This window comes from Mesorhizobium sp. WSM3879 (assembly GCF_002294915.1).
In the GTDB taxonomy this organism is placed as follows: domain Bacteria; phylum Pseudomonadota; class Alphaproteobacteria; order Rhizobiales; family Rhizobiaceae; genus Mesorhizobium.
Genome location: NZ_NSFZ01000016.1, coordinates 1 through 23,394, shown reverse-complemented (window position 1 = coordinate 23,394; position 23,394 = coordinate 1). Strand labels below are relative to the sequence as shown.

At 62.0% G+C, this 23,394-nt stretch carries 15 protein-coding genes and 2 pseudogenes; 13 read left to right on the top strand and 4 right to left on the bottom strand.

The genetic code is table 11. The features are described from left to right. Positions 1 to 68: 68 nt before the first annotated feature. Complete coding sequence (locus CK218_RS26430; RefSeq protein ID WP_095829404.1) at positions 69 to 1,445, bottom strand: aspartate aminotransferase family protein; 1,377 nt, start codon at positions 1,443 to 1,445, stop codon at positions 69 to 71. 263 nt (positions 1,446 to 1,708) lie between these two features. Here CK218_RS26430 and CK218_RS26425 point away from each other — a divergent pair, with 263 nt between their 5' ends. The 3 genes and pseudogenes from CK218_RS26425 to CK218_RS26415 all read left to right on the top strand — a co-directional run bounded on the left by CK218_RS26425 (position 1,709) and on the right by CK218_RS26415 (position 5,320). Continuing rightward, positions 1,709 to 2,827, top strand: coding sequence for an NAD(P)/FAD-dependent oxidoreductase (locus CK218_RS26425; protein ID WP_095829461.1), 1,119 nt, complete (start codon positions 1,709 to 1,711; stop codon positions 2,825 to 2,827). Positions 2,828 to 2,993: 166 nt separating this feature from the next. Beyond that, positions 2,994 to 3,783: pseudogene (locus CK218_RS26420) on the top strand (enoyl-CoA hydratase-related protein). A gap of 1 nt (position 3,784) precedes the next feature. Continuing rightward, on the top strand, positions 3,785 to 5,320 hold the full coding sequence (locus tag CK218_RS26415) for a 3-hydroxyacyl-CoA dehydrogenase (protein ID WP_280950836.1): 1,536 nt from the start codon (positions 3,785 to 3,787) through the stop codon (positions 5,318 to 5,320). Between the two features lie 91 nt (positions 5,321 to 5,411). Here the strand turns inward: CK218_RS26415 and CK218_RS26410 are convergent, their stop codons facing one another. From CK218_RS26410 to CK218_RS26400, 3 genes are all read right to left on the bottom strand, one after another. Further along, entirely contained in the window at positions 5,412 to 6,116 is a 705-nt protein-coding gene (locus CK218_RS26410; protein ID WP_082954067.1) for a Crp/Fnr family transcriptional regulator, read from the bottom strand. Between the two features lie 147 nt (positions 6,117 to 6,263). After that, entirely contained in the window at positions 6,264 to 6,434 is a 171-nt protein-coding gene (locus CK218_RS30790) for a hypothetical protein (RefSeq protein ID WP_170950321.1), read from the bottom strand. Positions 6,435 to 6,573: 139 nt separating this feature from the next. Next, positions 6,574 to 7,170 carry a hypothetical protein gene (locus tag CK218_RS26400; RefSeq protein ID WP_141245490.1) on the bottom strand — a complete coding sequence of 199 codons (597 nt, stop codon included), beginning with the start codon at positions 7,168 to 7,170 and terminating at the stop codon, positions 6,574 to 6,576. Positions 7,171 to 7,542: 372 nt separating this feature from the next. Here CK218_RS26400 and CK218_RS26395 point away from each other — a divergent pair, with 372 nt between their 5' ends. From CK218_RS26395 to CK218_RS26350, 10 genes and pseudogenes are all read left to right on the top strand, one after another. After that, on the top strand, positions 7,543 to 9,633 hold the full coding sequence (locus CK218_RS26395) for a polysaccharide biosynthesis tyrosine autokinase (RefSeq protein WP_095829460.1): 2,091 nt from the start codon (positions 7,543 to 7,545) through the stop codon (positions 9,631 to 9,633). 20 nt (positions 9,634 to 9,653) lie between these two features. Next, positions 9,654 to 10,217 (top strand): transcription termination/antitermination NusG family protein, encoded by a 564-nt coding sequence (locus CK218_RS26390; protein WP_095779451.1) that lies wholly within the window; start codon positions 9,654 to 9,656, stop codon positions 10,215 to 10,217. A gap of 271 nt (positions 10,218 to 10,488) precedes the next feature. After that, a complete protein-coding gene (locus CK218_RS26385; RefSeq protein ID WP_179294603.1) occupies positions 10,489 to 12,237 on the top strand; it encodes a hypothetical protein in 1,749 nt (582 codons plus the stop codon). 185 nt (positions 12,238 to 12,422) lie between these two features. Beyond that, positions 12,423 to 13,643 (top strand): glycosyltransferase, encoded by a 1,221-nt coding sequence (locus tag CK218_RS26380; RefSeq protein ID WP_095829400.1) that lies wholly within the window; start codon positions 12,423 to 12,425, stop codon positions 13,641 to 13,643. A 136-nt stretch (positions 13,644 to 13,779) separates the two neighbouring features. Next, positions 13,780 to 15,144 carry a polysaccharide biosynthesis/export family protein gene (locus CK218_RS26375; protein ID WP_245435199.1) on the top strand — a complete coding sequence of 455 codons (1,365 nt, stop codon included), beginning with the start codon at positions 13,780 to 13,782 and terminating at the stop codon, positions 15,142 to 15,144. A gap of 387 nt (positions 15,145 to 15,531) precedes the next feature. Beyond that, on the top strand, positions 15,532 to 17,355 hold the full coding sequence (locus tag CK218_RS26370; RefSeq protein WP_095829458.1) for a type I secretion system permease/ATPase: 1,824 nt from the start codon (positions 15,532 to 15,534) through the stop codon (positions 17,353 to 17,355). Between the two features lie 27 nt (positions 17,356 to 17,382). After that, positions 17,383 to 18,702 carry an HlyD family type I secretion periplasmic adaptor subunit gene (locus tag CK218_RS26365; protein WP_095829399.1) on the top strand — a complete coding sequence of 440 codons (1,320 nt, stop codon included), beginning with the start codon at positions 17,383 to 17,385 and terminating at the stop codon, positions 18,700 to 18,702. 60 nt (positions 18,703 to 18,762) lie between these two features. After that, complete coding sequence (locus CK218_RS26360) at positions 18,763 to 19,716, top strand: sulfotransferase (protein ID WP_095784038.1); 954 nt, start codon at positions 18,763 to 18,765, stop codon at positions 19,714 to 19,716. A gap of 72 nt (positions 19,717 to 19,788) precedes the next feature. After that, entirely contained in the window at positions 19,789 to 21,294 is a 1,506-nt protein-coding gene (locus tag CK218_RS26355; protein ID WP_245435198.1) for a lipopolysaccharide biosynthesis protein, read from the top strand. A 151-nt stretch (positions 21,295 to 21,445) separates the two neighbouring features. After that, positions 21,446 to 23,394 (top strand): annotated as a pseudogene (locus CK218_RS26350) (hypothetical protein); the annotation flags it as partial.

The window sequence follows — 23,394 nt, the reverse complement described above, 5'->3', positions numbered from 1 at the left end:
GCAAGCAGGTCAGTTCGGAAATGCCGACCTGACCCAGCCGACACGGCGCTCCCATAGTGATCGATGGTTCAGCCTTGTGGCCGGACCTGCGGCAGCGCGGCCTCGAGCGATCGTTCGAACGCGTCGACCAAAGCGTCGACCTGAGTCTCGGTAATGATCAGCGGCGGACAGAAAGCAATCGCATCGCCCATGTTGCGCGAGATCACGCCGTTGTGCTGCATGAACCCATTGACCAGCGCACCGAGAGCCGCAGGCTTGCCCCATGGCGCCTTGCTCGCCTTGTCGGCGACCAGCTCGACGGCGGCGATCAGGCCGACGCCACGCACCTCGCCCACCAGTGGATGGGAACCGAGCTTGCGCAGCCTGGCCTGCAAATGCGCGCCGACCGTGCGCGCATTGCCGACAAGGTCGCGCTCCTCGATCAGCTTGAGGTTTTCCAGCGCGACGGCCGCGGCGACAGGATGACCGCCGCCGGTGAAGCCGTGGCCGAAGGTGCCGATGCGATCGCTCTCGTCGGCGATCGGTTCGAAAACCTTGTCGTTGATCAGCAGCGCCGAGATCGGCAGGTAGGACGACGAGATCTGCTTGGACAACACCATGATGTCGGGCTTGATGCCGAAGGTCTGCGAACCGAACATCTCGCCGGTGCGGCCGAAGCCGCAGATGACCTCGTCGGCCACTAAAAGAATGTCGTATTTCGACAGCACCGCCTGGATTTTTTCCCAATAGCCGGCGGGCGGAACGACGACGCCGCCGGCGCCCATGATCGGCTCGCCGATAAAGGCGGCGATGGTTTCCGGCCCCTCTGCGAGGATCAGTTTTTCCAGGTCGTCGGCCAGACGGCTGGAAAACTGCTCCTCGCTTTCGCCGGGCTCGGCATCGCGCCAGTGGTGCGGCGTCGAGGTGTGCAGGATATTGGCGATCGGCAGGTCGAAGGACAGATGATTGTTCGGCAGCCCGGTCAGGCTTGCGGACGCGATGGTGACGCCATGATAGCCACGCTTGCGGCTGATGATCTTCTTGCGCGCCGGCCGGCCGAGCGCGTTCGACCGATACCAGATCATCTTGATCGCCGTGTCGTTGGCCTCCGAGCCCGAATTGGTGAAATAGGCCTTGCTCATCGGCACCGGCGCCATCTGCACCAGCTTTTCGGCCAGATCGATCAACGGCGAATGCGCCTTCGAGCCGAAATCGTGATAGAAGGGCAGCTTCGACATCTGCCGCGTGGCCGCCTCGACCAGTCGCTTTTCCGAGAAGCCGACGGCAACGCTCCACAGGCCGGCCATCGCCTCGATATAGCGGTTCCCGGCAATGTCCTCGACATAGATGCCGTCGCCCTTTTCGATGACCAGCGGTCCCGTTTCCTGATGCTTGCGGGCATTGGTGTAGGCGTGCATGTGGTAGCGGATATCGCGGGCTTCAGGGGAATTCGGTCTGGCGTCCATGATGGCTCCTGTCTGCGAGTGTAGGACCATCTCGCTGGTCGAGAAGTCCGAAATTTGCCCTCGTGTCTGAGCTGTGATGCATCATCGCACGTTCAAGCCGCAAGAGCCGCCCTGTCAGGATCGATAGCGCCATGGGAACCTGGCGCATGGTCGGTCTCGCAAGCCGCGGCGGGCACATGATTGCCCTACAGCAATGGACAACAGCCAGATGATCCTTGAGAAAGGGCTGTGAGGTGCCGCTCGCGCAACCGAATGGACTGGGCATGGAACGGGTTGACTGCGTGATTGCCGGTGCCGGCGTGGTGGGCCTAGCGATCGCGCGCGGCCTTGCCGCGCAAGGTTTCGACACGCTGATCCTCGAAGCGGCGGATGCCATCGGCACCGAGACGAGCTCGCGCAACTCGGAAGTGATCCATGCCGGCATCTATTATCCGCAAGGCTTGCTCAAGGCGCGGCTCTGCGTGGCCGGACGCGAGATGCTCTATCGCTACTGCGCCGAGCGCTCGATCCCGCACCGGCGCTGCGGCAAGCTGATCGTCGCGACCGATGATGCGCAGGAGCCGGTGCTTGCCAACATTCGAGCCAATGCCGCGGCGTGCGGCGTCGGTGACTTGCGTTTCCTCTCCGCCGCCGAGGCTCACGCGCTTGAGCCAGCGCTGCATTGCACGGCTGCGCTGCTTTCGCCCTCCACCGGCATCATCGACAGCCACGCGCTGATGCTCGCCCTGCTCGGCGATGCCGAGGGAAGCGGTGCGATGCTGTCGCTCAACACCCGCATCGTGTCGGGCCGGATCGAAGCCGACCGCATCGTTCTCCAGACGACCAGCACGGGGAGCGGCGAAGATTTCGATATCGCCACATCGCGGCTCGTGAACGCGGCGGGCCTCGGTGCTGTCGCGCTTGCCGGCTCGATCACAGGATTCGATCGCCGGTTCCTGCCCGGCCTTTGCTACGCCAAAGGCAACTATTTTTCAGTGGCGAAGCGAGCGCCCTTTTCGCACCTCATCTATCCCGTGCCGGAGCCCGGCGGGCTCGGCGTCCATCTGACGCTCGACCTCGGCGGCGCGGCGCGCTTTGGGCCTGACGTCGAATGGACCGATGCGCTCGACTACCGCGTCGACCCCGCACGCGGCACCCGCTTCTATGCTGAAATCCGCAAATACTGGCCGGAAGTGGCCGACGGCAGCCTGCAGCCGGCCTATAGCGGTATCAGGCCAAAGCTTTCCGGTCCCGGCGAAGCCAACAGAGATTTCGTCGTCCAGGATACCGGGACGCATGGCATCACGGGCCTGGTCAATCTGTTTGGCATTGAAAGCCCCGGGCTGACCTCGAGCCTGGCCATCGCCGAGCATGTGACGCGCATCTTGCTGGAGCATCGCTAATGGACATCGGAGCTCGAGCGAAAACATGACGCTGAGAAGCCGGCTCCGGCCTGCGGACCGCCCCGATCGCACCGGCCGCAGCAAACAATATCCTTGCGGGCCTCGCGGCTGCTGACCATAGTTCGGGTATGAAATCAAGTCTCCCTGTTAGATTCCGCAGCATGAAATGAGTTCCGCGAAAGAATCCCTCGTTGTCGTCGAGAGCCGCCCTGTCGAGAATGTGGGGCTGGTCGAAATCAATCGTCCCGAAGTGCGCAACGCGCTCAACCTCGAAGTGCGGGAGAAGCTGGCCGCCGCCGTGGCAAGCTTTTCCGAGGACACGGAAATCCGCTCGATCGTCATTGCTGGGCGCGGCGGCAACTTCGCTGCAGGAGCCGACATAAAAGCGTTCGAAAAGCTCGGCTCGGCCGACATGCTTCTGCAGCGCACCCACCGCTACTGGGACGCGATCGCCAGGTGCCCGAAGCCGGTCATTGCCGCGGTCGAAGGCTTCGCGCTGGGCGGCGGGTGCGAGCTTGCCATGCACGCCGACATCATCGTCGCCGCAAGGTCAGCCACTTTTGGCCAGCCTGAAGTCAAGCTCGGCTTGATGCCGGGCGCCGGCGGCACCCCAGCGCCTGCTCAGGGCAATCGGCAAATACAAGACGCTGATGCTCCTTCTCACCGGCGACATGTTTTCGGCCGAGGATGCCGAGCGTGCCGGCTTGGTCAGCACCCTGACGGATGAGGGTCAGGCCTTGCAGCAAGCGCTGCAAATCGCTGAGAGGATCGGCCGTCTTCCGCCGCTGGCCGTCGAGCAGATCAAGGAGGCGGTCGTCAACGGCGAAGACGCTCCGTTGGAAACCGCCTTGAGGCTGGAACGCAAAGCCTTCCAGCTGCTTTTCGATACCGCGGACAAACGGGAGGGCATTGCCGCCTTCCTGGAGAAGCGCGGACCCTCGTTCAAGGGGCGCTGACTTGGCAGGCGCGGGAGGGGAGCCCACCAGTCGGATCGGGAAAGCCGGTGTCGTAGGCGCCGGGGTGATGGGTTCCGGCATAGCGGAGGTCCTGGCGGCGGCAGGCATCGATGTGATGATGGTCGATGATGCCCCCGGAAAGGCGGCGGCGGCCATCGAGCAAATCGCGTCGCGTCAGCGCGCCAGGGCAGCCGCCGGCAAAGTCAGCTCGGAGGTAGTCGAGAAGCTGCTCGCCCATATCGAACCTGCCGAAACACTTGGGCGACTGGCAGGCGCCGATCTGGTGGTGGAAGCTATTGTCGAACGTCTCGAGCCCAAACGTCAGCTCATCGAGGCGCTGGAGACAATCGTCAGGCCGGACGCCATCATCGCGACCAACACCTCTTCGCTGTCCGTCACGGCGATCGCTTCCGCGGCCAAGCGACCTGAGCGGATTGCCGGCTACCATTTCTTCAATCCCGTGCCCGTGATGAAACTGGTCGAGGTCATCTCAGGAGCTCACACGGCGCCTGAGGTCGAGCACACGCTGGTCGAGCTTGCGGCCCGCTTCGGCCACCGGCCCGTCGTCGCCAGCGACACGCCCGGCTTTATCGTCAATCACGCCGGCCGTGCCTTCGGCACCGAGGCCCTGGCCATGCTGCGGGAGGGCGTGGCCTCGATCGCCGAGATCGATGCGATCCTGCGCGACGCCGCCGGCTTCAGGATGGGCCCCTTCGAATTGATGGACCTCACCGGGCTCGATGTCTCCCACCCGGTGATGGAGGGTGTCTACAACCAGTTCTATCAGGATCCGCGCTACCGCCCTTCCGTCATCGCGGCGCAGCGTGTGGCGGCGGGCCTGCTCGGGCGCAAGACCGGACGCGGCTTCTATGCCTACGACCGCAACCGGCAAGCCGTTCCGCCCGCATCAACACAGCCGGCGGAGACCAGCGGGATTCCGGACCGTGTCACCGTCTTGGCCGACAATGACACCGGCGAAATGCAAAAACTGGTCGCGTCGGCCGGCGCCACTGTTTGCGGCCGCCAGGATCAGGCGCTAGGGCGGGACGGCCTCATCCTCGTAGGGTTGGAGGGGCACGATGTCGCCGGCGCCGCGATGCGTCTTGGCCTCTCACCTTCACTATGCCTCGGGTTCGATCCCTATTTCGGCCTGGACCGTCACGTCACGCTCGTCGCGTCGGCGGCGACGTCCGACAAGGCCAGGAGCGCCGCCCTCGCGCTTGTCAAACGCGCCGGCCGCAAGGCGACCCTGGTGAGCGACAGTTGCGGCGCGGTCTGCCAGCGCGTCGTCGCGATGATCGTCAATATCGGCTGCGAGATCGTCGAGCAGAAGATTGCATCGGCGGCGGATGTCGACGCCGCCGTACGGCTGGGGCTCGGCTATCCCCACGGACCGCTGGAGTGGGGCAACAAGCTCGGCCCTGCCCGCATTCTGCGCATCCTGGATACGATCCATGACCGCACCCGGGATCCTCGCTACCGCGCAAGTCTTTGGCTGCGACGGCGCGCCGAATTGGGGCTTGCGCTGGAAGAATAGGCTGGCCGGAAGGAGACGATTTGGCCCAAACGGTTTGAGCAGTTCAGCACTCCCGCGCTGAACTGCCCGTGCCGGGCCTGAGCGCCTTGCATCAGCTCGAAATGTAGGACCGATCAAATCCGGCTGTTTTGATCAGTCCCGGAAGATCGTGCAACTCGACGACCCCATACCGGAATGAGGCCAGGGCGGTCTGACGCAACGTTTTCAACACGCGACTTACATGCACAGCCGAAAGTCCCAATGCATCGGCGAGTTCGCCCTGGGTCAGCGGGCATTCGAAGCGGGCCGGATAGCTCGTTGCCGATCGATGTGAGCGGCAGGCCAGTTCGAGAAGGAAATGGGCCGTGCGCTCAACGGCACCCCTTCTGCTGACGCTTGCCAGGTGTTCCGCAACCCTTGAATATCGATCGGCCTCAGCCCGCAGGATTGCTTCGCAGATGGACTGCGGATAACGCGCAGAACATGTACGGACGGGACCGGCCAGCTCAATCGCGATAACGTCCGAGAGGGCCGTCACCGTATCGCCCGCTTTTCCGGCGAACTCGATCACCGCAATTTCGCGAGGAAGCGCAAAATCGACGATGAGACGTGAGCCATTCGGCAATGTCTTCGCAAATGCCGCCCAGCCGGCGATCATAATCAGAATAGAGGATTTGGTGTGGTATTCGCCTGCAATAGTCGCGTTGGCCGCATAGGTACGGCGCACGGCTCCTGGCAGTACAGAGATTCCCCTTTCCCAGCTTGCGTCAGCAAGCGTGGGTCCTTTCACCAATCCAACTTGCTTCGATAAGTTCATTTCCCCGAATCGCCCAAGCCCATGATCCACCCCCCCGGGTCAACCTGAAGCTGCAACTATCGACTAGGCAAAAAGTTCCATCTGTCACCTCATCCGAATTGCAGCGCAGTCTACCACCTTTTGGTACAACCCTACACCCTTGGTATATTAAAGTCGCTCAGGCAGCACAGCTTTGGCTTGCAGCGCACGATGACTTCGGAACAACAGCTCGTGCCGCACCGATGCCAGCAGCATGCCGCGGCGTGCCCGCATGCCGTCGAAATGCAGCCCCACCGCACCGATCCCGCATACTGCGCCCGACAGTATCGTCTGGACCATCGCAAAGCCCCGGCGGGAGAGTCTCGTCATTACGCGCGACGCTGCGGATGCAGCGAAAAGTTGAACCGCGCTGTCGGTCCGGACAGGCTGCCCGAGAACCTGCCGCCGGAACACCGATCCTTGTCTTCGAACCTTGTTGTCAGGGGCCCCCACCCGTCGATGAGGCAAAATTGCGCCCTGCCGATTGCGTTGAGGCCGGAGCCGCGGATTCAGGTCGCGGACCGGGCGCTTGCAGCTCTTGCCAAGGCGGCCCTGGGATATATCGCGTCTCGCTTTCTGGATTGTCCGTCGCGCCGACCGCGACGGTTTGCACCATTGCTCCGGCTTCCGGCTTCCGGCGCGAACGCCTGACGCTGTAGGTCTGTCGCCGCTCCTCGGCGACTTCCAGGCCGTCTATTGCCGACGCAACCAATGCGAGGCGGTCCTCGATCTGCTTCATACGCCTCCAGGTGGAAAGCAAGGCCAATGAAACGAGGACGCAATAGGCGAGAAGGGCGGCGACCGCTCCCGCCCAATTCTCGATACCCAACAATAGCAACATGACAGTGCCGATAATGACGGCAAGGGTCCCGTAGCCCAGCGGCCGGCCCTTAAGAAGAAGCATCAGCGGCAGGGTTGCCGCCAGCAGAAGAATGACCCCGGGACCGTCGAGCACCCAACCTGCAAAACTCGGAACGACTTCGCTATAAGTGTCCATGTCAACCTCAGAACTGCCGAGGCCGGCCGCTTCTCTCATCGTCAGGAGCATCCTTGACGATCGTAGCGTTGTAGTGGACCTCCCTGAAGGGCGAGAGGAAGGTGTCTCGGCGACTTCTTAAAGCTCGGAGAGGCATACGGGGTAGACCAGATCGACCTTTAGCCGAGTTACTACTCAATAATGGTAATGGCGGCGATGTCCGCGAAGCTGATATGTTTCTGCCTTACCGGTGACGCGATCGGTGAGTGGGCGCAGAAGAGCGATTTGGACATGTCGGCGGGACACCAACCCTTACGATTCATGCGTTTGAGAGCGCATAACGGCTAGCTGCCCGACCCATTTTGAAATGAACGCCATTCAGCCGACGCTGAAGGGCTGGGAGTTGTGCTGTCGATCGTGAGGATTCGGGAAATGGCCAATCCAACTGATAATCCGAGGATGATTCGGGAATTCCTGCCCCTCGACGTCAGGGAAGTCTTCGATTTCTTTCTTCGTCGGTGGAAGCTGGTGTGCGGAATTGCCGTCATCACTTTCACTCTGTTTATAGCTGCCGCGTATATTCTTCCGACAACATACACTGGAGTTTCTCAGATATTACTTGACGCTCCGATCGACTATATGACTCCACAAGATTACTCCAATTCTGATTTTTCTGACAATCCAACGTTCATTGAAAGTCAGATCGCTGTCTTGAGGTCTGCGTCACTTCTTCAGCAGGTCGTCGACAGCCAAAAGCTGGCGGAAGACCCCAAGATAGGACCGGGGGCATTGATATGGCTCCAGAACGCGCTGGGAGTTTCGCGCGTCGGGCTTGGCAACGTCATTGAGCTTGATGTAGGCGCCTACGATCCGGAAAAAGCGGCATCGCTCGCGAACGCGATTGCCCAGGCCTATGTGGCAGATCGAATAAGGTCCCGTTACGAAGGGGTCCAGAAGGCCTCCTCGTGGCTCAGCGATCGGGCCGCCTATCTGCGAGCGGAACTCAGCCGTTCGGAGCAAGCTGTCCAGAAGTTTCGGATCGATCACAATTTAGTGGCCACGCAGGCGGGCAGCTTGACTGACCAGCAGCTGTCCGAGTTGAACGTCGCCCTAATCAATGCGCGCGCCGAGTTGTCCGAGAAACGTTCGCAATATCAGCAAGTTAGCAAGGTACAGGCTGCCGGAGGTGACATCCAGTCGATTCCGGACGTGCTGCAGTCGGTGGTGATTAACGCGCTCAGGGCTCAGCTCTCCGGAGTGACCCGGCGGGAAGCCGACCTCAAATTGAAGTATGGCGAGCGGCATCCCGAGGTCTTGTCCGCTCAGGCCGAGCGCCGCGACATCGAGGGACAGATCGCTGCCGAAGTCCAGCGCCTGATCGGCAATCTGAAGAACGAGGTCGACGCGGCCGAAGCACGGGAGGCTTCTCTGGCTCGCGCCCTGGACTCGGTATCCAACCGCTCCGAAATCGAAGGTCAGGTTGGCGTCCAGTTACGCGATCTGGAGAGGATCGCGGCCGCGAACAAGGAACTCTTCGAGACGTTCCTGTCACGCGCCAAGCTTACCGAAGAGAAATCCACCCTCCTCAACAGCGGCGTGCGTGTAATCACCGATGCGAGCGTTCCTGGCGCGCCAAGCTTCCCAAACAGGCCTCTTTTTGCGGCTTTGGGTGTGGTTTTCGGCATCTTCTTCGGGGGCGCCGGCGCCGTGCTACGTGAACTCTTCGCTTCCGGCTTCATGGCAAAGAAGCAGATCGAGGAAGAATTGGCAGTTCCGGTTCTTGCGTCGATGCCAAGGATGTCAGGCTGGTCGAAAGACGTCCATGCTCAGCCTGTGGCCTATCTCGAGCGCAAACCGCTCTCCAGGTACAGCGAAGCGGTGCGGCGGCTTCGCCTCGGTATCCAGGCCACGCCGGAACTGGACCGTTCGCCGCGCCTGGTGCTCGTGACATCAGCGATGCCCGGCGAAGGCAAGACAACGCTGGCATTAAGCCTGGCTTGCTCGGCGGCTGCCGACGGCGAACGGGTTCTGGTCATCGACGCGGACTTGCGTCTTTCGGCCGCCACGGCCTTCTTCGGCATGGCTGACAAGGTCGGATTGGTCGATCTCCTGACCTTGCCGGTGAAGGCCGCAAACGCGATCCATCTGGACGAACGCTCGGGCATATCCATGCTGCCCGCAGGAGCAAGAACCCGCAACCCGCCTGCCCTTCTTGCTTCGGCGCGAATGCGCTCGCTGCTTGAGGAGGTTCGGGGAAAATTCGACACGGTGATCATTGACGCACCACCCGTCGGACCCGCGGCCGATGCCTCGATCCTGGCCAGGCATGTCGACAAGGTCGTCTTCGTCGTGAGGTGGCGGGAAACCTCGCGCGAGGCCGTTGCCGAAGGAATTCGACATCTTGGCGATCGGTCCAAGCTTGCCGGCATTGCCCTGACGATGGTGGACGAACCAAAGCTGCCCAGATACGGCCGTTACACGTCGCTCGAAAGCAGTGTCTCGGATAGTTACTACCTCAATTAGGGAAGAGACAGTATTGCGTCATGCTGCACACTAACTTCTGCAACAACGGTTTTCCTGACTCGACGGACAAAAGTCACGGCGGCGAAGCTGCGCGCTGGTGCGTGGTCCAGACGCACCAGCATTCCGAGAGCCTTGCCGAGCGGCACCTGCTGTCGCAGAACTTCCGGACCTATCTGCCCAAGCGCAGGCGAACCGTCCGGCACGCCCGCAGGGTCAGGACCGTCTCCAGCGCGTATTTCGACTGCTATCTGTTCGTCTCCCTGGCTGTCCATCAGCAGAGCTGGTACCCGATCAACTCGACCGTGGGCGTCCGAAAGCTCGTCATGAGCAAGGGCATGCCGGTACCGGCGCCTTATGGGGTGGTTGAATCCTTGATATCGGCAACCGATGAGGACGGGATTTTGCACCCGGACATCCTGTTGAGGCCGGGCCAGAAAATCAGGATCATAGACGGGCCATTTTCGGACCAGCTCGGGATTCTTGATCATGTCGGAAGCGCCGGAGCGGTCAGAATTCTTCTCGACATCATGAACCGGTCTACTCCTATCACTATTGATCGGGACAAGTTGTCGATAGTGTCTTGAAACTACTCGGTGAGTTTTACTCACCGCTTTCGTTACAAAGATGCCGAAACACTCGGCAGGGAGTGATGAGTTGGCACCCAATTCACCCTCGGTGCGGTAGCCTGCGAAGGTGACGTCAGAACCTGCGGGCCGGCACTGAGACGATTGGTCGTTCGACATCCCAGGAACACCAGCCCACCGAGGGGCTTGGACCTACCGCACGCCAGTTCCACGACGTTTCCGGCGATGACGAGCGAGTGACGCTCGCCCGCGACCAATCACGAGAAATCTCTTGCAAACACCACGCAAGTCCAAATCGGCAGCCTTCCCTCCGGCCGGGCCCGGAGACCTTCGGGATCGTCTGCTGCCGCAACAGTATCGCCGTTGGGCTACGGAGGCCAAGGCGGAGATCGTGGCGGAAACGTTGGCGCCGGGAGCGAATGCTTCAGCGTCGACGAAGACTGTTGGCGCGGGCGCGCTGGGCAGCCACTCAGATGCCGCGCCGTATCAAACTGACGGAGACGCTCCTTTCAGGCCGGTTGAAACGGCGCCGGCACTGCCGATTGTCAGCGAACTGTTTCGAGCACTCAATCAAGCCGGCGTGAGGTACGGAATTATTCAGGATCTCGCGTCCGTGCGTGACGGATTTGCCGGACGGGATGATCTGGATGTGCTTTTGGACAAGCATGACTACCCGCTCTTCTGCTCCATCGTCTGTCAATTGCACGGCCGGCGCGGCGTGAGCCTCTCCTGCTACGACAATGTCTGTGCCGGCAGAGAAGACTGGTTCCTGCCTGACTTCACGCATGGCCGCTATCTCCATCTCGATATGCATATCGGTGCCCGCGTCGGCCGGGAATTTCGCAAGCGCTATTCGGCTTTCGATTATGCGGCGATCACGCGATGGGAGGCGATTTGCGTCGACGGAGTATCGGTTCCGGTGGTCTCTCCCGAAGACGAGCTTCGAATAGCGATTGCCCGCTTCGCCTTCCGCGCCTCGGCGCTTCCGTGGAGGCAATGGATCGCCCTCGACGAGGGTTGGAAGCAGCACTTTGCGCGCCTGCCATCCACGTCCGACGAGCACGGCTTGCAGGTCGTCGACTGCACGTTTGACGGCGCAAGAACGGTGCGCTGCAGGTTCCTGCGAAGCGCCGACGGCTTGGCCGCCCACCGCGGAGATCTGGCCAGACTGCGGCGTTCGATCCGCGAAATGTGTGGTTACACGGGACGCTTCGCAATCGCCGATGCGGCGGTGCATCTGGCACGCAAGACCTGCTATCTCGCCCTGAGATCCCTCCACCGCTTGCTGCCGGGGCGCTTTCCACCGAAGAGACGGCCCGCAGCTGGTGGATTCGTGGTGGCCTTGATAGGTCCCGATGGCATGGGCAAGAGCACTCAGGCTGACCGGCTGAGGCAGATATTCGGGTGGAAATTCGGGTGTGCCCAAGTCTATGTCGGAACTGGCGATGGCAATGGATGGCGGCTTCGCAAGGCATTGCAGACCGTCGTCTCTCCCCATAGACGGCGCCTGAAGTCCCTGGCCCAGAACGATGGCAGCGATTCCTCCGGCCGGGCTTGGTCGAAGGGAGGACTTGTCGCTGCCGCGTTGGCGTTTTGGGCGGTTTTCATCGCGTTTGAGCGATACGCTGTGGTGAAACGCGCACATCGATGGTCGACGCGCGGCATGATCGTCATTTGTGACCGGTGGCCGCAGGCGCTCGGCAGGGGATATCTGGACGGGCCGACCATCCCCGCTCGCCTGTTCTCCGTCCCAGGCCTGTCAGCCCTCGCCCGGCTTGAGCAGCGACTCTACGAGAAGATGGCGGAACGCCGCCCACACCTCGTTTTGCACCTCGTTTCGGACTTTGCGGTCTCGGAACAGCGAAAGCCCGGGGACATCAGGAAAGAAGCGTTCGATGCGCGGCTATCGCTGATGGCGGAACTGCGGGCGAAGGACAAGGATATCCGGACCGTTGACGCCAGCGCCGGCATAGAGACCGTCGGCCGCGAGTTGTTCAGGCATATCTGGCTGTCTCTCTGAGAGGCAAACCGGGCGGTCCAACCGCCCCGCATCATCCCCGAACGTGCAGCTTTTACGCGATCGCACCGAACCACAGGCGAGCCCGGCCCGTGCCCCGAAGGCCGCGGAAGGCGCCCGGCGATACTCCCGCTCGATCCCCTCGATCTCCCGCCGCTTCGGATTTCATGTCCCTGAGGTACAAGCAAATGAAGATCGTCCATGTGATCACCAGACTGCTTCGAGCCGGCTCCGAGGAGAACACGTTGGCTTGCTGTCTCGCTCAGGCGCGGCACGGCCATGAAGTGCTGTTGGTTCACGGCGCGGAATACGACCCGAGGTTACGGGCATCCCTTGCCGGAGCCCTTCGACTGGTGACGCTGGAAAAACTCATCAATCCGATCTCGCCGTCCCGCGACGTTTCCGCCTTCAGGCAACTCACCCGCCTTATGCGTGATTGGCGGCCCGACATCGTGCACACGCATCAAAGCAAAGCCGGCATTGTCGGCCGCCTCGCCGCCAAGGAGGCCAATGTCCCCGGCATCATACATGGCGTCCACATCTTGCCTTTCGTGCATGTCGGCCGCGGGCAGAGGCTGGTGTTCCTGGCCGCCGAACGCCTGGCCGCGAAGTTCACGCGCGCTTTCATCGATGTCAGTCAGGCTATGCGCGACATCTGCATCGCCAATCATCTGGGCAGCCCCGATCAGCACCATGTCGTCCATTCCGGCTTCGATCTGGCACGCTTCGCGAACGCGCGATGGCCGCAAGATCCGCATCTGCTCCTGGGGACGGCTGCCGGGGAGCCAAAGCCGCCGGTGGTTCTGATGTTGGCCGCGCTGGAACCGAGAAAACGCCACGTCGAGTTCATTGAGGCATTCGGCAAAGTCGTTGACCGAGTTCCAAACGTGCGACTGCTCCTCGCCGGTGACGGACCAGCGCGTTCGGACGTTGAATCGGCGATTGAACGATCCCGGTTCGCAAACAACATTCGCATGATCGGCTACCATAGCGAGCCCGAACGACTGATCAGCCTGGCGGACGTGTGCGTACTGACCTCGATGCGAGAGGGATTGCCTCGCGTCATGATGCAGTATCTGGCCGGCGGTCGAGCCAGCGTGGTCTCGCATTTGCCCGGCGTGGAAGAGGTTGTCCGCCATGGCGTGAACGGAATTGTGACCCCGGCCGAGGATGTGGGCGCCGCGGCGGCGGCTGTCGCCGGTCTTCTCGAGAACGAGCAGCACCGCACTCAACTTGCCGACGGCGCGAAACGCACCGACCTGTCGTCCTGGGGGCTGGACGCCATGTGCGAAAGCGTCGAGCAGATTTATCAATCGGTGCTCGAGCCCGCCCCTTCGGCCGCGAGGCCAAACGAGGCGAGAATTCGCGACCGCCTCGCCGGGCAAACCTTCGGGCTGCACGGATTTTGATCAGCCTTTGTTGCTCCGATGGAGTTCGCAATGCAGGCTTACTTCTCGAACCATAGGAAGAACCTCGTGTCACGCTCCCGCCGGCGAATGTCGGCGGGCCCCGATGGCAGCAGGCTAGACAACCGGAGTACCGACGATGCGTATGCGTATTGACCAGCAATTTCCTCCCAAGCCTCTGCGCATGAAGGGCTGGTGCCGACGGCTAGTTTCCAACTTCGAACCCGCGGTCGGCAGCATGCTCGCAATGATCGGTGGGCTTGCCGTTGCCATCGTACTGCTCACCGCAAGTGCCTCCCGCGCGGATGGATACACCTTCGACACCGGCGACATCCTGCGTGTGTCCGTGATCGGCGAACAATCCTATCCGCTGGAGGTCGTTGTCGATGATCGGGGCTCGATCTCACTGCCAATGTTGGGTGATATCAAAGCGCGCGGCCTGACCACCGTTGCCCTCTCGCAGGCCATCCAGCAAGCATTTCAGCAGCAGAAGCTGATCCTCCAGCCGTTCGTGAAAGTGGAGATCGGACAATACCGGCCATTTTTCATCTCCGGAACGGTGGCCCACCCCGGATCCTATCCGTTTCAACCCGGAATAACGGTTCGCCATGCACTGGCCATAGCAGGCGGGTTTCGCGCCAGCGCTGTGGGCAACACGGAGCCCGCCCTGGAAATAGCTGATCTGCGAAGCGCGCGCTCAAACCTGGCGCTTGAAGAATATCGCCTGAAGGTCCGTCTTGCCCGGCTCCAGGCGGAAAGTCGACTGGAAAAGTCCTTCGTCGCTCCTCCCGATTCGCCCGTCGAGTTTGGCGGGCAGTTGATTGACGGCATCATCGCGTCTGAACAGCAGCAGTTGGACGCCCGGCTTGCCGCGTATCGGGATGACGTTTCCTACCTGGAGGCCTCGCTGGATCGGGCCAAGAAGGAAGCGGCCATGCTAGCCGCGGCCAGGGAAGAACGTGAAAAGACCGCGAACATCCAACTGCAAGAACTGCAGTCTGCCCGGTCTCTGCGGGAAAAGGGTTTGATAACGAACTCGAATGTGCTGACGGCGGAACGAGCACATACCAGCTATCGGGCGGAACTGGCGCAGACGGAATTGCAGCAGGAACAGGCGCAGCAAGCGATGCTGAACGCTGAAAGTGAGCTGCGAAAGAAGCACCAAAGTCACGAAATGGAATTGATCGCCCAGACCCAAGACGCGCAAGTTGAGCTCGGAAAAATCCAGAGTCAAATCAGATACGTGGCCGACAAGCTTCTCTTTATCTTCACTTACGGCGAACAGAGAACCTTCGACGACCTGCAGGGCTCGGTGAGGATTTCCATCTTCAGGCGCGACCAGAAGATCGCCCACGACATTGTCGCCGATCAAAACACGGAAGTGAGAGCCGGCGACGTCATCGAGGTTTCCGTCGTGGCCAACAAGGGGTTCTACGCTCCGGACCCTGGTACCTCTCCCAAAGTGCAAAATCCGGCCGTCCAGCGCAGCATCGTCGGCCAATAGAGCAGCAGCTATCTTCGGAATTTTGACGTGATCTTTGGCACCGCATTGACGGCCTTCGGAGCGCGTCCCCGCCGGGCGAGTTTCCATGCCAAGACGAAGCAGCGGCCGCCAAAGCGTCCCCGCACAACTGCGCGCCGCAAGAGGTCGAGCAAGGTACCGCGCCGCCGCCTCAGCGTCCGTGTTCCTGCTGCAATCCTGCTCCTCCTCGCCGCTGCGCTTGCGGGTGCGGAGTTTCTGCCACGCTTTGTTGATCTCGCCAGGGTTTCGCAGACGCGACCCTGGACGGACCTCGTGGCTGGCTGGCGCTATTTTTCCGATCCCCAGGCCTTGCTGGCCGATCCAGGTGCCCTCCAGGTTTTCGTGGCGATCGCGGCCCTTGGTCTCTTCATGGCAGCCGTCCGCAGCGCAAGGCGGAGACGAAGAAACGACTTGCCCGGCGCATTCGCGAACGCCGGCGCCCCGTCCTCGACCAAGGAATCGGCGCCCGGCTCCGAACTGGCCAGTGCGTTGCGCTCCTGCAAGGCAGCCTTCGCGGGCGTTGCGGCTTTCAGCGGCGTGAGCAACATCCTCATGCTGACCGGCGCAATGTTCATGTTAGAGGTCTACGACAGGGTGCTGCCGAGCCGCAGCGTCCCCACTCTGATAGCCATGGCAATACTGGCCGGCGTTCTGTTTGCCGGGCAGGCGGTAATCGACCTCGTGCGCGGCCGCATCATGAACCGGATCGGCGCTGAGCTGGACGAAGCGGTCGGGGGACGCGTATTCACCGCCGTTTCGAAATTGCCCCTGTACATCGGCCAGCAGGGAGATGGATTGCAGCCGCAACGCGATCTCGACAACATCCGTACTTTTCTGTCGAGTGCCGGGCCTGGCACCCTGTTCGATCTTCCCTGGCTGCCCTTCTATCTGGCGATCATCTGGAGCCTTCATCCGACCCTCGGGACAACCGCCGCTTGCGGCGCGTTGGTGCTGGTGACGCTGACGGTCGCGACGGAGATCCTCACACGCAGACCGATGGGCGCCGCGGTTCTAAGCAGCGTGAGGCGCAACAGCTTGGCCGAGGCCAGCCGGCGCAACGCGGAGGTGCTTCAGGCGATGGGCATGGGCAGGCGCCTGCACGACCACTGGCGCGAAGCGAGCTGCGAGCATCTTGCGCTGCAACAGCGTGTCAGCGACATCGTTGGCGGTTTCGGCAGTTTCGCTCGTGCGTTGCGACTGATGCTTCAGTCGGCGATGCTGGGTGTGGGCGCCTGGCTTGTGATCGAGGGCGAGGCGACCTCCGGGATCATCATCGCCGGCTCCATCCTTGTAGGCCGTGCGCTGGCGCCCGTCGATCTTGCCATCGCCCATTGGCGCAACTTCGTCGGGGCGCGACAGAGCTGGAGCAGGCTGAGCAAATTGCTCGCCCGGTTGCCGCAGGATGCTCAACCGATGGCGCTTCCGGTGCCCGGGTCGAAGTTGACGGTGGAGCGCATCGCGATCGGTGCGCCGGGCGCACAGCGCATCATCGTGCAAGGTGTGGAATTCAGCCTGGACGCCGGCTCGGTGCTCGGCATCATAGGACCAAGCGGTTCCGGCAAATCGAGTCTGGTTCGAGGGCTGGTCGGCGCATGGCGACCGCTGGCCGGCCGTATCAAGCTGGACGGCGCCGCTCTCGACCAGTGGTCGTCGGAGCGGCTGGGCCGCTACATAGGCTACCTTCCGCAAGACGTCGAACTGTTCGCGGGAACGGTTGCCGACAATATCGCGCGCTTCGATCCCGGGCCGGACCCGCAGGCCATTGTCGCAGCCGCCCGCGCCGCGGGCGTCCACGAGCTCATCATCGGTCTCCCCAATGGCTACGAGACGCAGATCGGAGAGGGCGGAACCGCGCTTTCAGCCGGCCAGCGTCAGCGCATTGCGCTGGCGCGCGCGCTGTATGGCGATCCGTTCCTGGTGGTCCTCGACGAACCCAACTCCAATCTCGATGCCGAAGGTGAAATGGCGCTTGCCGCTGCCATCCTCGCAATCAAGGCCCGCGGCGGCATCTTAGCGATTGTGGCGCATCGGCCGAACATTCTCAGCACAGTGGATTTCCTGCTCGTGATGAAAGAAGGCCAGACGCAGATGTTCGGCACCAGGGAAAGCGTTCTGTCGACACTCTTGCCCGCGCCACAGACCGTGACCGCAGGCCTGCAGCCGGTTTTCAAGCTCACTCCGACACCGCGTTGATGGCTGACCCGGATTGGAAATGGGGAAATGACAGCTGCCCTTTCGAACGTGTCGCTTTTGAACCGACGGTCGATCCGTCGCAATCTGCTGGGTGGCACGACCATCGTCGCATTGCTCATCGGCGGAATGGGAGTCTGGGCCGGGACGGTGGATGTTTCGGGAGCGGTGATTTCGCACGGCACGGTGGTCGTCGACAGCAGCGAAAAGAAGGTTCAACACCCGACCGGCGGCGTGGTCGGTAAGATTTTTGTGCGCGACGGCGACCGCGTCAGGGCCGGAGACGTTCTGGTCCAGCTCAGCGACACCGTTCCGCGTGCCAGCCTGGCATACGTGACGAAGAACCTGGATGAGCTCTATGCGCGAAAGTCCCGGCTCGAGGCCGAGCGTGACGGCAGCGAGCGCATCACGCTTGCTCCGATGCTTGTCGCGAGAATGAACGACCCTGAGATAGCTGCCACAGTGGCCAGCGAACAGCGGCTATTCGAGCTTCGTCGAACCGAGGTGTCTGGCAACAAGGCGCGCCTACGCGAACGCATCGAGCAGTTCGGGAAGCAGATCGAAGGCTATTCGGCGCAGGAATCGGCAAAGACGAAGGAGATCAAGCTGATCAACGACGAGCTCGTCGACATCCGCAGTCTTGTCGAAATGAAACTCACCCTCAAATCGAAGCTGACCGAATATGAACGTGAGGCGACGCGCATCGAGGGTGAACGGGCGCAACTTGTGTCGAGCATTGCGCAGGCACAGGGAGCGATCGCCGAAATCGAGCTGCAGATCCTGCAGCTGGACAAGGAGTTTTCCAGCGAGACCGGGAGCGATCTGCGCGATGTCGAGGCCAAGATCGCCGAGTTCCAGGAGCGCAAGGTCGCCGCCGAGGACCAGCTGTCGCGCATCGATATTCGCGCCCCCGCCAGCGGCACGGTCCATCAATCGGCAGTCCATACCGTTGGCGGCGTGATTGGCGCGGGGGATCCGATCATGCTGATCGTGCCCGACACCGATGCTCTCGCGGTCGAGGTAAAGGCCGCACCCCAGGACATCGATCAGCTCTCGATCGGTCAGCGCGCGCTTCTTCGCTTCACGGCTTTCAACGTCCACACCACGCCCGAAACGGAAGGTATGGTCTCCATGATCGCGGCAGACGTGACGCGCGATCAGCATACCAACGAAATCTACTACACGGTACGCATCACCCCCGACCCCCACGAGCTGAAGAAGCTTGGAGCGCTCTCGCTGGCGCCCGGCATGCCGGTGGAAGCGTTCGTACGGACTGGCGACCGCAAGGTGCTCTCATACCTGATGAAGCCTTTGACGGACCAGATGATGCGTGCCTTCAGAGACCAGTAGCATCGCAGCTATCGTGCGCATCCGTGCATCCTGGTTGACCTTTAGCGATAGGGGCTTGTCATGACGACAACAGAGTTGAAACCTCCGATTTTTCTGATTGGCAACTACCGGTCGGGCACCACCATCACGCAGAAATTGATCGGGCTGCACCCGGATGTCGTCACCTGGTACGAGCCAAAAACATTGTGGCTCTATGCCGATCCGGCGCGGCGGCATGACGAATTTGTCAAAGCCGACGCCAGCGAGAAGGTCGTGCGCTACATTCGCAACCGGTTCCTCGACTATCAGCTGCGGAACGGCAACCGGCAAATCATGGAAAATACGCCCGCCAACGTCTTGCGCGTGCCATTTATCCACCAGATATTCCCAGAAGCTATATTTCTATATATTACAAGGAATCCGTTCTCCTATATAAGCTCCATGGAACTTAAGTGGCAGCGCGCAAAAAGTTTCAAAGGTCTTCTGCGACTATTGAAAGAAACGCCGGCCACGCAAGTCCATTACTACGTGGGAGACGTCGTAAAGCAGATAGTCGCCAAGAGGATACTACACAGAAAATACACGTCGATCTACGGACCGCGCTACAAGGGAATAGATCGGGATTTGCAGGAGCATCAAAAATTGACAGTGATCGCGCGCCAGTGGGCGCGCGGCAATCGAATGGCCCGAGAGGATCTCGCCAGGCTTGGCGAAGGCCGCGTGCTGTCGTTTCGCTATGAGGATCTGATACAGGATCCCGAGTTGGTCTTGCGCCGTATCTATGAACATTGCGGGCTGCATTGCTCTGACGACATCCTTCGCGTGGCGAAGGAGATGATCGATCCCGGCCGCCAGCAGAAGTGGCTGCGCCTGGATGCGAACGAACTGGCGGCGATCATCCCCGAGGTGCGGGATGAGATGGGATTCTACCGCTACGAGATCCCCCCGTCCCTTCTCGTCGGGCATGGCTCGCGGCCCACGCGGGCGCCGTTGGCGTTTCAGCATGGCCATCCGAATATCCCCTCCCCCCGCTGAGCGGTTCCGGGGAGATGCATGGCCGCCCTTCTTTGGTCGGTCGAGTAAGCAAGGCGGCATGTGGAGATTGGCGTGAGCGACATCCGGCGCGGGCTGGCAAAACGCAGTGTCGTAGGCATGTTCTGGACGGGCCTGTCCATGGGCGCCTTGGCGGTTGCCGAGCTTGTCGCCCTCGTCCTCCTGGCCCGGTTGCTCTCGCCCAACGAGTTCGGTCTCTACTCCGCGGCACTGATCGTCATCAAGTTTTCGGCCATCTTCCAGGGCCTCGGCATCACGCCTGCGATCGTGCAGCGACCTGTACTGGAGGAGCGGCATCTCCGGGTCGGATATACCCTGTCGCTCTTCCTTGGCCTTACCGTAACCGCTCTGGTATGGGCGTTGGCACCCGCTATTGCCGGTCTTCTTCGCCTGCCCGAGCTCACTCCGATCGTGCGTGCGGTCTGCTTCATCTTTCTTTTCCAAGGAGCCTCCATGGTGGCGCTGGCCTCGGCCCAGCGTGCCTTGCGGTTCCGTTGGCTCGCGCTCGTCGACGCGGTCGCTTTCGCCATCGGCTACGTGGTCGTCGCTCCGGTGCTGGCTTGGCTCGGCTTCGGTATCTGGGCACTTGTCGCAGCGATCCTGGTCCAGCAGTTGTTCCGCACGATCGTGCTGCTCGTCGGCCAGCGGCACCCGATGCGGCCGTTGCTCGAGAGGGGCGCGATTTTCGGACTGCTCTATTTTGGCGGCGGCTTCACCATTGCGCGGGTCTGCAACTACCTTGCCACTCAGGTGGACAGGCTTGTCGTGGGCCGCTATCTCGGCGCCGATGCGCTCGGTGTCTACGGTTTGTCGTCCCAACTCATGACCACTCCGGCGGTCATCGTGGGCCAGGTGCTCGATCGCGTGCTGTTCCCCACCATGGCGCTGGTCCAGGAAGAGCCCGTCAGGCTTGCGCGCGCCTATCGCAGCGCGGTCGCCGGTTGCAGCCTGCTTGTCCTGCCGGCCAGCGTGGTGGTGGCGATCGTCGCGCCCGAATTGGTTCGGGTCATTCTCGGACGGGGCTGGGAAGGCGTGGTCGGCCCGCTCCAGATCCTGGCGTTCAGCATGCTGTTCCGCACGAGCTACAAGCTTAGCGACTCCGTCTCGCGAGCAACCGGAACGGTTTACGCCCGGGCCTGGCGCCAGGCTGTTTTCACCGTCGGTGTCTGCATCGGAGCCTTCACAGGGCAATTCTGGGGCGTGGAAGGGGTGGCGTTTGGTGTCGGCCTGGCATTCGGGGCAAATTTCTTTCTCATGGCGCAGCTGAGTCTCCGCGTGACCGGGATGACGTGGGCGAATTTCTTCCTTGCGCACCTGCCTGGCGTCGCGCTCGCGGGCGTTGTCGGAACCGGTACCTGGGCATTCGTGGACTGGCTTCGCGCCCTCCATCTATCGCCTCTTCCGCTGCTCATCGATACGGCATTGCTGGCGTCTGTGGGGGGCTTGCTGTTGTGCTGGCTCCTGCCGTCGCTATTCCTTGGGCGGGAAGGCCTGTCACTGCTGCGCCTGCTCGCGGCAGTCGTGCCCGCATGGCCAAGACTGAGGCAGGCAACAGACTGATCAGCGGCGGAACTCGAGGTCAGTTCCCAGGATCACGTTCTTCACGCGCAACGACGCCATCGCCTTGCTCGATCATGGGCTCAGCCTGACGCCCGATCGGGCACCGGGAGATTCCGTCGTTGCGGAGGAAATTTACGAGAGGAGACCGACTATGGCTGAACTATTCGAAGCGCGGCTGGCGGCCGCGGGCGATGATGTCGAGGAGAAAGCTTCGGGCTCGATTTCAACCAATGTCGACGATCTGGAACTGGGCTTTGCCAGCACGACTCGCCAGACGGTCGGCCTACGCTTCACCGGCGTCGATATCCCGCAAGGCGCGATCATCACGAGCGCCTACATCCAGTTCCAGGCCAATGAGGTGAAGACCGGCGCGACCTCGCTGGTGATCAAGGGCCAGGACACCGACGACGCAAGCGCCTTCACCAGCACCAGCTTCAATGTATCGTCACGGGCAACGACCGACGCGTCGGCGACTTGGACGCCGGCCCCGTGGACCACGGTGGGCGAGCAGGCCCTGGCCGAGCGCACGCCCGACCTGACGGCTATCGTGCAGGAGATCGTCAGCCGCTCGGGCTGGGCGGCGGTCAACGATATGGCATTCCTGATCACCGGCACCGGCACGCGCACAGCCGATTCCTACGAGTACAATCCGACCAGCGCGCCGCTGCTGCACATCGAATATGTCTTGCCCGGATCCGGAAGTCCGGTGGCCTTCAACACGCCTGCCGATGCCGATCCCACTGCCAACCAGATCGCCGAGCTCGCCGCGGCGGGAGCGCCGACCGGGATCACCGCTTCGGCCACGGATCCCGACGCCGGCGCGACCGTCACCTACAGCCTCAACGACTCGCGTTTCGACATCAATGCCAATACCGGCGTCATCACGCGCTCGGGCACAGGCACGCTCGACTTCGAAACCCAGTCGTCCATCAATCCGACGGTGACGGCAACTTCTTCCGACGGCAGCACCGCCACCCAGAGCTTCACCCTCGATGTCCTCGACAGCCCGGAGCCGGTTGCGTTCAACACGCCGCCGGATGCCAACTCCGCGGCCAACCAGATCGGCCAGAACGCTGCCGCCGGCACCGCCGTCGGTATCACTGCTTCGGCCTCTGATCCCGATGCCGGCTCGACTGTCGCCTACACGATCGACGACACGCGGTTTGCCATCAGTTCCAGCACCGGCGTCATCACGCGATCAGGTACCGGCACGCTCAACGCCCAGTCCGAGCCGTCTGTCAACCTCACCGTCACCGCCACCTCGTCGGACGGGAGCGTCGTCACGCACCCCTTCACCGTCGCCGTCACGGCCGGCCAACAGCCTGTGGCCTTCAACACTCCGCCCGACTCGAACCCCGGCTCCAACCAGATCGCCGAGCTCGCCGCGGCGGGGACACCGACAGGGATCACCGCTTCGGCCACCGATCCCGATGCCGGCTCGACGGTCACCTACAGCCTCAACGACACGCGCTTCGCCATTGATTCCAGCACCGGCGTCATTACGCGCTCGGGCACAGGCAGCCTCAACTTCGAGACCCAGTCGTCGATCGACCTGACGGTGACGGCAACCTCTTCCGACGGCAGCACGGCCAACAAGGTCTTCACCATCGCCGTCCTCGACAGCCCGGAACCGGTTGCGTTCAACACGCCGCCCGATGCCAACACCGCGGCCAACCAGATCGGCCAGAACGCTGCCGCCGGTACTGCCGTCGGCATCACCGCTTCGGCCACGGATCCCGATGCCGGCTCGACGGTCACCTACAGTCTCAACGACCCGCGCTTTGCCATCAATCCCAGCACCGGTGTCATAACACGCTCGAGCACCGGCACGCTCAACGCCCAGTCCGAGCCGACGGTTGCGCTCACGGTCACCGCGACCTCGTCGGACGGCAGCACCAACACCCACGCCTTCAATGTTGACGTCACCGGCGGCAGCACGCCTGGGACTTTCGAGGCCAGGGTGGCGGCCGCAGGCGACGATGTCGAGGAGAAAGGTTCCGGCTCGATTTCGAGCAACGTCAGTGATCTGGAACTGGGCTTTGACGGCTCTACCCGCCAGACGGTCGGTCTCCGCTTCACCGGTATCGACGTCCCGCAAGG